This is a genomic window from Chryseobacterium sp. GP-SGM7 (genome assembly GCF_049166575.1).
Classification (GTDB): Bacteria; Bacteroidota; Bacteroidia; order Flavobacteriales; family Weeksellaceae; genus Chryseobacterium.
In genome coordinates this window covers 570,054-581,866 of record NZ_JBMHFF010000002.1, presented here as the reverse complement: position 1 = coordinate 581,866, position 11,813 = coordinate 570,054, and the positions used below count along the sequence as shown (strand labels likewise).

Genomic DNA, 11,813 nt, shown 5'->3' with positions numbered 1-11,813 from the left:
GCTAAAACCCGTTCCTATTGATATTATTTAATCAAAAACTCCGACTTTATAAAAAATCGGAGTTTATATTTTAATTCAAATAAGATTACAAAATCTTTGAAACTTCATTACAAAGCCATTCGAGTAACTCTAAATCTTCTTTTGTGAAAGGATCGATGGTGTGAGAGTCAATATCAATCTGACCGATATTTTCTCCGTTTTTGAAGATAGGAACTACAATTTCTGCTTTTGTATCAATTGAGCAGCTTAAATAATTATCCTGCAAATGCACATCCGGAACGATGAACGTTTCGTTTGAAACAGCAACCTGCCCACAAATTCCTTTTCCATAGGGAATAATCGTGTGATCAGTTTCTGCGCCGACATAAGGACCTAATTTAAGTTCGTCTTTATCTCCGTTTTTGAAGTAAAAACCCGTCCAGTTGAAATAAGAAATTTCCTGATCCAATAAATGACAAACTTTCTCAAGCTTCTCCTCAGTATTATGTTTTGGACTTTCTAAAATAAACGAAAGTCTTTTTTTTAATTCAGACATTGTAATAATTTTTATGAAAATTGTTTTAGAGACAGTTCGTTTTTAAAACCGAACATTGCTCTTTCTTTTATCATTTCTGCCACTCCTTCCGGAACCTGGTTTTCCCAACCACTCATATTGCACGCAATTTTTCTTAAAATTTCTCTGGAATAAATCTCCAAAAACTCAGGATTGTAATTGGTGATATCTACAATACGATTATTGAGTTTGAAATACTTGTATAATTCTTTCAGATTCTCTTCTACTTTTAAGTTTGAGGAATCTAATAGTTCGTGAGTTTCGGGATCTTTATAAGGATAAAGGTAAACCCTCATGCCGTTTCTGAAAAACTTACCGAAAGCTTCCAAAATTCCTCCTGAAAGATCTTTATAATATTTCTCATCAAATACCATCAACATGTTATTCACGCCCATTGCGACGCCGATGTCACCATTTGTGTAATGAGAGAAATAATCAATCAATCTGTAATATTCTGAGAAGTTTGAAATAATAACTGTATAGCCCAATTTCCCCAAAACGTCTACTCTGTCTAAGAAATCTCTTTCATCAATATCTCCGTCTGCACGAAGGTTTGAGATGGTAATTTCAATAAGAATTTCTGTTTCTTCCTGGGTACAGATAGCGTCTTTTAAAAACATATCTATCCCATTTCGAAGCATATCGATATTTACTTTTGTGACCGGCCTGAAACTACCTCTTACTGCAAAAATATTTTTCTTGTATAGAATATCCGCAGGAAGCATATTATTCCCTTCCGCATTAAAAATTACAGCATCGGTCATATTATTTTTCACGAGCTGTAAAGACATCAATCGGTTATCAACGTATTCAAAAGCCGGCCCGTTAAAATCAATCATATCGATTTCAAGACTATCTTTTGCAATATCATCGTAAAGAGACTCTATCAATCTTCTCGGGTTGTCGTAATAATAATATGCCCCGAAAATAAGATTCACACCAAGATTTCCAAGCGTTTCCTGCTGTAAAGTAGCATCATTTTCTTTGAATTTAACGTGGATCACGACCTCGTTATAATCTTCATTTTCTTTCACCTGAAAACGAATTCCTACCCAACCGTGACCTTTTACAGTTTTATCAAAATTAATCGTAGTAACGGTATTTGCATAAGAAAAATACTTTCTACCGGGATTGTTGTCTCTGGAAATTCTTTCCTCAATAAGCGCCACCTCGTAGCGAAGCATTTTGCGAAGTCTGTTTTGGGTAACATACCTGTTTTTAATCTCTTTTCCGTAGATGGCATCACTAAAATCTTTGTCGTAAGCAGACATTGCCTTAGCAATTGTACCGGAAGCCCCCCCTGCTCTAAAAAAATGTCGAACAGTTTCCTGCCCTGCTCCAATCTCTGCGAAAGTACCATAGATGGTAGGATCTAGATTGATTGTTAATGCTTTTTGTTTAGGAGTTAATTTCTGATACATTAGGACATTAAATTTTTCGTAAATTTACCAAAATTAAAACAACCTCAAAAGAAAATGAAGTTGAAATTTTTAGGAACCGGAACTTCTCAGGGTGTACCCGTAATTGGCTGCACTTGCGAGGTATGTACTTCACAAAATCCAAAAGACAGTCGTTTCAGGGCTTCAGCGATGGTTACGACCGATGAAAACCGAAAAATCCTTATCGATTGCGGACCAGATTTCAGGCAACAAATGCTTCTTAATAAAGAAGATCATATAGATATTACCCTTCTGACTCATGAACATAACGATCATGTGATTGGTTTGGATGATATGCGCCCTTTGATTTTTAAAAGTGGTGAGAATATGCCGATTTATTGCCTTTCAAGAGTCGGACATGAAGTAAAAAACCGTTTTCCTTACGCTTTTGCAGATATAAGATATCCAGGAGCGCCGGCTTTTGATCTTCACGAGATTGATAAAGAAGTTTTTACTGTTTTAGATACCGAAATTACTCCGATTGAAGTTATACATTATAAAATTTCTGTTTTGGGATATCGATTTAAAAATCTTGCTTACATTACTGATGCGGGTTTTATTTCTGATGCCGAAAAAGAAAAACTAAACGGTTTGGATGTTCTAATTTTGAACTGCATTCGGAAATTTGATCCCCATCCTGCCCATTTTGTGTTGCCGGATGTCATAAAATTACGTGAAGAACTTAAGCCTAAGAAATTATTTTTAACACATCTCAGCCATCACTTCGGGTTGCATGATATTGAAGATAAACAACTTCCACCGGGAATCCGCCTTGCTTACGATGGTCTGGAAATAATTTTTTAAAGAAAAAATTCACAAAAAGTTTTTAAATAGTAAAAAAGTTTCTATATTTGCACACCGATTTACAGCATAATAGCACTTGCCCAGGTGGCGGAATTGGTAGACGCGCTGGTCTCAAACACCAGTTCTTAGGAGTACCGGTTCGATCCCGGTCCTGGGTACAAAAAACCTCTGAAATCATTTGATTTTCAGAGGTTTTTGCTTTTCAAGGTAGTCAAAAGGGTTGCCATTTTTTATGGCTCAATCTCAAAACTTGGGGACTAAGCAAAAAGTTTATATAATCTGAATAGGAAAAACGATTTATCCCTTACGCCTCGCAGCTGTAATCTGAAGTTTTTAATTTTTGCATTGAAAGATTCTGCTGAAGCATTTGTACTGCGTGCATTAAAGTAATTTAGAATACCATTATAGTTTAGCATTATTGTTTTCATTAAGGTGTTGAAAGATTTAAATCCGGATTCCTCAGCGTTCTTGAACCAGTGCGCCAGCTTGAGCATCGCCACCGATTTCGTGATATTTTGATTGTAAATTTTGCGAAGTCCATCAGACAGACTGTATGCTTTTTCCAAATCGGGATACTGATAAAATAAAATTTCCGCTCTGTGAGTTTGTTCCAGAGTCCATTTCTCTTTGCTTTTGTATAAGAGGTATCTGCTTCTTGCCAAAAGCTGTTTTCTGGTATCGCCATTGCTGAAAATTTCAATTTCTGTTTTTACTTCTTTTTCTTTAGATCTTTCCAAAAGCTCATTTTCCAGCTCAATAGCTTCCCAGCGGTGTTTTATTCTTATCTCCTGCAGCGCTTCGGTGGCAAGCTTCTGAACGTGGAAACGGTCTATAACCTGCGTTGCAGCCGGAAAACATCTTTTAGCAATCAGCTTCATTGAACCTGCCATATCAAGAGTGATTTCTTTAACTTTCATTCGTGTTTTTCTACTTAATTTTAAAAGATGTTCAATGACGGTTTCACTTTTTGTTCCCCTGATAACAGCAACAAGACATCCTTTTCTGCCTTTTGCCTTTTTTGAGGTTAAAACGGTGTAGAGTTCACCCTCGGAAAGTGCTACTTCGTCAATGGAGAGCTGTGATGAGATATTTTCAGGATAAAGAATCTGTTCTTCAGCATGCGGTTTTTGTTCCCAATCGTTAAAATTGCTGAGGCTTTGTTTATACTGCCTTTGGAATTTCTTACCATCCACGCCATACATCTCGCCAATTGTTTTGCAGGGAAGTGCTTTAGTATCGGCTGATTTTTTTTAAGAACTCGGCAAAATCCTGTGTCATGCGCGTTCCATTGGCAATAAGATTCCAGTCTCTCTGAATAATCTTTCCGGTTTTTGTTTCCGTCCATCTTCTGCGTTTAATATGGAGTTTTACGGTTTTTCCGCGGAGAGGAAAATCATCTGCCGTAATTTCAGGAACAAATCCTTTTGACTGCAAAATGAGTGTGGAAAACTCTTTGGGAGCTGTATTTTTCTCTTCAAAATAAATATGGAGAATTTTATTTTCCTCTTCAAATTTCACAATCTCAAAATGTTCAATCAAGAGTTCCGGTAAAAATAATTTAAAAAGTTCGGCATTGTTTAACATATAACAAAGTTATTATTTTATTTTGCTCCCCAGGTTTTGTGATTGATCCATTTTTTATTAATCTTTTTTAAGTTATTAATATTTCCGTTTGAAACATACTTTGTTAATAAATCACACAATGGTTAGAGCCATTACGCTAGCTAATAATCAAGTTTTGAATCCCTCAAAAGTCTTTGCGGAATTACGTCTGATCATAAATTGAGCACAAAGCTGGAAAATGTTTCAATCCTCTTTCGTTTTTGAAAGTAAAATTGAGGTTTGTAATTTTTTTGATTGATTCTCTCAGGAGTTTCTAATTCTATGTGAGCATATTTGAATAAGTCAATCTGAAATTCCGAAGATAAAAAACTTTATTTAACTTCCGAACAAATGCACGAATAATCCATATTTAAAGTAAAAGCTTATATTTTGTTCTGGTGCGATTACTTATTTTTTAGACCTATAGTTTTCATCAGATTTTGATGAAAAGACAAAATTATACAATTACTTGGGATAACAAAAGGAGAAATAAAAAATTTAATTATTATACAACCTAAGTATCTCTACCAGTTCTGGTATAGATCGTATCTTAAGCTTCTCAAATAGTCTGTTTTTATATGTACTGATCGTAGATGAATGGAGATTAAACTGATTAGAAATTTCCTTAAGGGAAAGACCTTCCGCAAGCTTATTGGCAATCTGCAATTCGCGGTCTGAGAGCATTTCAAAAGGAGAATTTTTTGTCGAGCCACTTAATGATTCTGATAAAATCGCTTCTTTAACATTGTCACTGATGTATCGACCTTTTGTGAACATTGATGTCAAGGCAGCTTCTATTATTTCAGTGGAACTCTGCTTGCTTAGAAAACCTCCGGAACCCATCTTAAGATACCGCATCCCATACACATCCTCATCCTGTGAAGAAAATATAAGAATTTTTAAATCTGGCTGGTGAATTTTTATGTAATCTATTGCTTCCTGAACAGTACCGTTAGGCATATTAACATCCATAATAGCCAGGTCTAATTCTTCTTTCTGAATTATTTTGTACAATGATTTATAATCTTCTACTTCTAAGATAATAGCTTCCGGCTTGAGCCTTTTAACCGTTTGAATCAAACCCATCCGGACGATACCGTGATCATCTGCTACAACAATACGTACATTTTGTTTTAAAGCCTTCATTCACTAAAATTTGGTAAAAATAGGGAAACAGCAGTTCCTTTTTCAGAAGATATGATGTCGATATTTCCCTGCATCAAGGATATGAAATTTTTTACAATTTTCAAACTTAATCCTACACCTTTTTCTCCCGCAGTACCTTCAAAAACTGGATTTTCATATGTATAGATCGTAGATAAATATTTTTCATCTATTCCCGTTCCGAAATCTATAACAGAAAGCACGACCTGACCGTCTGCTTTAACGCACTGTAAATGAACTTCCTTTCCGGGCAAAGAGTACTTTATCGCATTGTTAAGAATTTTATCCAGTACATATTCTAGCAACAGGTGATCGGTTGTAAGAAATGCATTTTGATCTCCTTTAAAAAAAAATTCAATGTTTTTTTCTTTTAATATTGTGGTGTATTTTTCTTCTAAATAAGCAAAAAGATCCATCACCAAAATTTTCACAGGTTTAATTTTAAAATCACCGTATTGTGTTTTTAACCATGTTGTGCTATCCTGAATGGTTCGCAGGTTTTTCCGGGCATCTTTTTTTACGTGCTGCAACAGCTTATAAAAATCTTCTTCGCTGATTGTTTTTTCTTCTAACGCTTCTATTAGCCACAGAAAATTTCCGAACATTTCTTTTGAATCATGAGACAATATTGAGATCAGTCCGTTTTTGAAATTGATTTCCTTTTCCTGTTTTTCTATCTTTTTATGTAGTTCTTTGATAAGATCCTTCATCGTATGAGAATATTTATAAAACTTTTACCTGAAAATTTTTATTTACCAAACATATCTTAATTAAATCTAACAGAGGTTGTTTCAACAAAATATTCAATTAATAAGTGCGATATTTCGGCTTGTATAAATTTTACTTTTCGCCTTGAACACTGCCCCCGTCATTTTTACAATATGGGAATTTCAATATTTTTCCGTCGCTCTTATCTTTGGTGTTGCATCAATATAATTTATAACTGAGACATTTGAATATTCATAAAAATATGATTTCGACTTTCTTTTTTTATACTATTCCACTGCTTCTACTCCATTTTTTGCCTTAATTAATAAAATCTGCGGAATAATTTCCTTTAGATAGGTTTAGCGAAAGCAAATTAACAGTATTATCTTCAGCAATCAAAATTTTTGTTTCGTCGATACTTACTTTAGATACCCCATTTTTTATTTTCAAAACTCATCAGATCGCCGTGAAGCTGTAATAAAGATTGATAGAATATGTGCTATTTTCCTTACCTATTAAACTTTGTGCATCAGCAGGCGCTACGGTATATCTTACGTTGAGTTGCCGGTCTAAGACGGGTGTACCGTCAAATAGTATTTTTTGGGGAGTTTTGGACAAGGGTACATTAACAGAACTTCCATCGATACCAATTTGTAATATGTTGGAATTGATATTTGTTTGGAGGCCACTTTTTTTGAAATAATTCTCGTCTGATTTTACATAGAGTTCAAAACTCTCATTGTTGGATAATGTGATCTGGTTGGGAATTATTTGGGACTGACCATTGTTATACTGGGCTGCAGTATTAAAATTAAAGTTTACATTTCGCCCGGAACTTGGGATTGTAATCTCCGAGCGTGGAAGCACTTTTATCTGTACAGCTGTATTCTGCAGACTATTAATTGAATTATCTGTACTTCTTGTATTGAGATTCAACTCAAAAGTATAAGTTCCTGCTTCAAAAAAATAATTCTTAAAATCATCCGCTGACACATAAAGCTCTGGATTGAAGATGCTTCTGTTTCCCGATACAACATTAAAGTTACTAGCAGAAAAATTCTGAAAACTCGCTGATAATGATTTTGTTGTAAGAGCAGATCCGTTACTTCCCAATTTAATACTGGCTATATTTCTGGTAGAGGAAACTCCTTTAGATGAAGTGAACTGAACAGTATTGGCAGCAGTTTTTGCCCAAAGATTAAAATCGACCGTATGAGCGATTTCTGTATTCCCCAAATCCCAAACCCTTGTACTCGTACTTCGGTAGTCGTTCAGAGAAGATATCTCTATATATTTTGTTAAAGAAGTTGTGATCCATCGTATCGACTGAGGAATGACTAAAATTGTTTTAAAATTACGTGGTGTGAAATCATTATAATTCTGAATAATATCCATTGAATAATTCCCTGCTCTAAAAGCATTGCCAGAAAATTGTGAGGCAGGAATTTTAAATATAAAATTGATATTTCCCCTGCTGAATCCTCCTCCAAGACTGGTCGTTGGCGGTTCAAACCATTTTGTAGAACTCGTACTGAAGAGCTGAAATCCCGGTAAAGAACCAGAAAGTCCTGTATATGGCAACTGTCCTCCCATACTTTCTAACTGCCAAAGCAGAACAGAATTGGGTAGATTAAACAGTGAAGATGAGTGCGTAAACGTTGATCCGGACGTGGAGGTAAATGTAGGAGCTATCGGGCTAAATCCAAAAAAAACATAGTCCCAGTTTGTTCTGTTGGCGTTCGTCATTACCCTTGTAGGCACTGAGGTAAATTCAACCCTGCTAAAAATATTATTTTCCGGGATGGTAAGGTAAATATCCTGAGCTTTCACTACTGATGATCCAAAGCAAACTGTTAAAATTCCTATTAAAAAAAACTTCTTCGTTCTCATAACTCTAAATTTAAAACTTTTTCACCTTAATGGTAGTGTCTTTCTTCTTATATTCAAAAATTACGGGTTCTGTATAACCTTCTTTTGTCACTTGAATGGTTTGGGTGGGTTTTATGTAGCTGTATTTATCATTTTCAATATACACATCATATTTGCCGTCTTTAAGAAAAAACTCAAACTCGTTTTTTTGGTTGACCACAGCAGTATAAATTACACCATCTTCACTTTTTGCATATACAACAATACCGGTTACATCTGTTTCCAAAACATCGTAAGCTTGTTTAATTTCTTTTAATTTCCCACTGACCCTGATGTTTTTTACCAAGCTAACTTTGCGGTTGATGTTATTCTTAACCATAATTACAGGATCCATCATCAATCGCGCACCTGCATTTTCGTTCACCTTTAGTGTGTAAATACCTTCGGGAACGTTCTGAAAAACTACTTTTCCGTTTTTATCCGTCATTGCTACATAACTGTTAAGTTTTACAATTTCATCAGCAAATACGCTTTCGCCGGAATCCAGAAGTCCATTGAAATTTTTATCTTCAAAGAACTGAAACGTCACTTTATGATTTCCCAGAGCCGTGGCTGCAGTAAAATATTTTTTAATTCCCACTCTGAACTGATAGTAACTGCCGCTGCTCGTATATTCAGCAGTAGATTTATAGCCGGAAAGATTGAAATAACCTGTGGTAGACCAGGAAGGAGAAATCTTATATTCCAGATTACCGGTAATGTTACTGTTTAAATTTTTATAAAGCTCAGAATAAAAAGTTCCGGCCGACAAAGATCCAGTCAGGCTACTATTTATCATCTGAAAATTATATGATGCGTAAAAATTATAGTTGGCAAAATTGCGGTCTGTATTATAATATGAATTTAAATCAAAAACATTGGTTGCGTTCCATTGCGCTGTTCCGTTGAGGGAGAATGATTTATATCTGTAAGATAAAGTAGTTTTCAGACTGTTGAACCAATCTGCTTTATTGTTTTCTTTTGAATAAGAATATTCTGCCATCAGGTTGAATCCGTGGGCACCTATTGCAGCACTAATGTTGGCTTCCATACGGTAAGAAAATAGTTCCTGCGATGTATAAAAAGTGCCTGTTTTTTGATTTTCAATCTTCGGAGAAATTAGGAAATTCCAATTCTTTGCGGAAAACAGATACCCTGATGATAATATTTCAGTACTGTTAAAATAATAGCGCAAATTAGAAGTTAGCTCAGATTGAATGGGTGTACTTTGGTAACTCAGGAACTCAGGGTCAACCTGTGAATTCTGATATTGTACAAATGCACCCTGAGATGCAGAAAATTGGCGGCCAATCCGTTGATTTGAAAAAAAAGACCCTCTCTTGATCCCCGCATAACTTTTGGTAGCATAGGAATTAATGGATTGTAAATCCCACTTCCCTATTTTCCCTTCGTAGCTTGCTCCCATTAAAGCTCCTGTGTTTTCATCTCCGTTCGAAAGTCCTTTTTCATCACTCAGCCCCACCTCCGTTCTTATTTTGTTTTTATCATTGATTAAAAATGATGTTACCGCATTCACCAACTGTGTATCTACATTTAAGCGCGGATCATGATCGAAGATATAAGATATTTTTCCACTGAAAGATTTAACATTACCAAAATTATATTTTGTACCCAGAATGGTAGATCCCTGTGCTTGCTGGAAATAAGTACCGTAAAGGTTGTAATTATTTTCCAGTGCAAGTATTTCCAGCTGTTTATCATTGCCAAATTTGGTGGAAAACTTCCCGCCTCTTCCGAAAACCGGGTACTCATAATCACTGCTGTTAATATTTCCCAAGCGTAATGCCGAATTTTTTCTTTCCAGTTCCAACCAGGTATCATACAGATTATAACGACTGCCTTCCATAAAGTAATCTGCACCGATATTGATGCGCGAATTTACATTTTCGGAAACCCGAAACACTGTATTTCCTCTCATTTGAAGAAAATTAAAACCTGAACTGTTTTGGTTGTAGCTCATTTCCGCAAAATGAGTTCCGCTTACAGATTCGTTTCCTCTGGCAATTTGTCTGTTGTTTGACAATATTAATAAATGGAGTGTGTTGCTCCCCACAATTTCATTATTAAGTAGATCTGTAGCTATCGCATTGATATTAAATTCCGGAAAAAGCGTATTGTGTTTTCTGATCACAATTTTGATCTCGACTGTTTGTTTTTCCAAACCCTCCAAAGTGACAGTCTGTTGTTTGGGCATTATTTCCAAACCATCAGGAATAGATTGCAGATCAATCTTAATAGCTCGTTTACTGTAACCCTGATTCTCTACCATCAGCAGAATTGAAGAGTCTGGCGTATTAGGATTAATAAAATTTTCGTAAGTCTCCGTGTAAATTGCGATGTTTTTGTTTTCTCCTTTTACAACGAAAAAGGAGGCATTATCAGTGCCGGTGACGCTTGGAGTGTTATAAGAAAACTGAAATTTAATTTCGTTGGATTTTAGTTTCATAAAATCCAGATTGGCAATCAGTTTCACAGGAAGTTTTTTAGACTGTCCTGCATCTAAGGTGAAACCATTTTTAGGATAAAAAAGCAATCCCGGATACATCTCCCCGGGTATGATATTCTGGATGGTAATTACTTCAGAACTTTTATTCTCAACCACCAGAAAATTAGTGAAAGTAGAGCCTTTTTCAACAGCAACACTGTCATTTTCAAAATAGATTTTGATATCTTTCTTTTCCTGAGCAAATGCAAATGAAGAGTTTAGAAGAACAAATGCTAAAAGTAAGATTGTTCTCCTAAGAAATAATATCGGCATTCTATTTTGTGGCTTCAAGACTTAATTTTAAAATTTGAAGTTTTTTTCTCCCACGCGCAAATCATTAGATCCCGCCATTTTGATAATAGCCACCCCAAGAAAGTTTCCTGAAAGGTTGTCCGGTAAAGAGAATTGAACGACTTGATTGCTATTGGGAAGCATGGAGATTGAAATTGCGGATAATTTTATTTCACTACCATTGTCTGTATTGGTCAGCTCAAATTCAACAGTAGCATCATTGATGGTGTTTCCGTCATTATGGATACTTACTGCAACTTTTCTGTTTCCTGAATTCTCTGTAGAAATCTCTGCAATATTGGTAATATCAAGACTTTTTATTTGGTTTCCAGATGGTGTATAAAAAATATGTAATCCAACTTCAAATAATGTGATAATACCAATCCCATTTTGAGCGCGCGCCTGATCTGCCTGCTGTGGAAGTTGTGTGAAAAACAGCATGCTGTTTGTAACCGCAGACTTCGATGCATTTGCCGGAATCTGCATGGTTACTGCAACCTCTTTTGTACTTTTTGCAGGAACTGTGACAGAGCTTTCTAAAGTGGACACCCAAGTGGCATTGGAATTTTTTGAACTTCCTGCATCAAGATAAACTTTATTTCCGTTTTCATCTCTCATCCAATCTTTATAGTTTAGATTAAAGACATAATCTTTGTCTGAGCTGTTCTGAAGAGTAACGGTCTGTGTGACTTTTTCTCCCGGGTTGCCTGTAAAAAACAAACGCGTAGGCGACATAGATATACTTTGTGCCGAAAATAAAGATTCTGCCAGGATAAAGAAAATGAAAAAATGAATAAACTTGCGCATGGTGTAAATTGTTTAAATATAAAAGATTCCC

The 11,813-nt window shown here is 35.5% G+C and carries 10 protein-coding genes, 1 tRNA gene and 1 pseudogene; 2 read left to right on the top strand and 10 right to left on the bottom strand.

Annotated elements, in window-relative coordinates; genetic code table 11:
- Positions 1-85: 85 nt before the first annotated feature.
- Complete coding sequence (locus tag ACOOWA_RS11375; protein WP_421375326.1) at positions 86-535, bottom strand: GAF domain-containing protein; 450 nt, start codon at positions 533-535, stop codon at positions 86-88.
- 11 nt (positions 536-546) lie between these two features.
- Positions 547-1,974 carry a TonB-dependent receptor gene (locus ACOOWA_RS11370; RefSeq protein ID WP_421375324.1) on the bottom strand — a complete coding sequence of 476 codons (1,428 nt, stop codon included), beginning with the start codon at positions 1,972-1,974 and terminating at the stop codon, positions 547-549.
- Between the two features lie 54 nt (positions 1,975-2,028).
- Here ACOOWA_RS11370 and ACOOWA_RS11365 point away from each other — a divergent pair, with 54 nt between their 5' ends.
- Entirely contained in the window at positions 2,029-2,796 is a 768-nt protein-coding gene (locus ACOOWA_RS11365) for an MBL fold metallo-hydrolase (RefSeq protein WP_421375323.1), read from the top strand.
- 78 nt (positions 2,797-2,874) lie between these two features.
- Positions 2,875-2,954, top strand: a tRNA-Leu gene (locus ACOOWA_RS11360).
- Between the two features lie 99 nt (positions 2,955-3,053).
- Here the strand turns inward: ACOOWA_RS11360 and ACOOWA_RS11355 are convergent.
- The 8 genes and pseudogenes from ACOOWA_RS11355 to ACOOWA_RS11320 all read right to left on the bottom strand — a co-directional run bounded on the left by ACOOWA_RS11355 (position 3,054) and on the right by ACOOWA_RS11320 (position 11,710).
- On the bottom strand, positions 3,054-3,998 hold the full coding sequence (locus ACOOWA_RS11355) for an ISAon1 family transposase (RefSeq protein ID WP_421373631.1): 945 nt from the start codon (positions 3,996-3,998) through the stop codon (positions 3,054-3,056).
- A gap of 28 nt (positions 3,999-4,026) precedes the next feature.
- Positions 4,027-4,380: an ISAon1 family transposase N-terminal region protein gene (locus ACOOWA_RS11350; protein ID WP_421375321.1), complete on the bottom strand. Its 354-nt coding sequence runs from the start codon at positions 4,378-4,380 to the stop codon at positions 4,027-4,029.
- 17 nt (positions 4,381-4,397) lie between these two features.
- Positions 4,398-4,727: pseudogene (locus ACOOWA_RS11345) on the bottom strand (hypothetical protein); the annotation flags it as partial.
- Between the two features lie 169 nt (positions 4,728-4,896).
- Positions 4,897-5,544 carry a response regulator gene (locus ACOOWA_RS11340; RefSeq protein ID WP_421375320.1) on the bottom strand — a complete coding sequence of 216 codons (648 nt, stop codon included), beginning with the start codon at positions 5,542-5,544 and terminating at the stop codon, positions 4,897-4,899.
- Positions 5,541-6,272, bottom strand: a complete 732-nt coding sequence (locus tag ACOOWA_RS11335; RefSeq protein WP_421375319.1) for a sensor histidine kinase — start codon at positions 6,270-6,272, stop codon at positions 5,541-5,543. The genes ACOOWA_RS11340 and ACOOWA_RS11335 overlap by 4 nt, the downstream gene beginning before the upstream one ends.
- A gap of 454 nt (positions 6,273-6,726) precedes the next feature.
- Positions 6,727-8,160 (bottom strand): hypothetical protein, encoded by a 1,434-nt coding sequence (locus ACOOWA_RS11330; protein WP_421375318.1) that lies wholly within the window; start codon positions 8,158-8,160, stop codon positions 6,727-6,729.
- A 10-nt stretch (positions 8,161-8,170) separates the two neighbouring features.
- Positions 8,171-10,975, bottom strand: coding sequence for a hypothetical protein (locus ACOOWA_RS11325; protein WP_421375317.1), 2,805 nt, complete (start codon positions 10,973-10,975; stop codon positions 8,171-8,173).
- Between the two features lie 9 nt (positions 10,976-10,984).
- A complete protein-coding gene (locus tag ACOOWA_RS11320) occupies positions 10,985-11,710 on the bottom strand; it encodes a WxL protein peptidoglycan domain-containing protein (RefSeq protein WP_421375316.1) in 726 nt (241 codons plus the stop codon).
- Between the last annotated feature and the right edge of the window lie 103 nt (positions 11,711-11,813).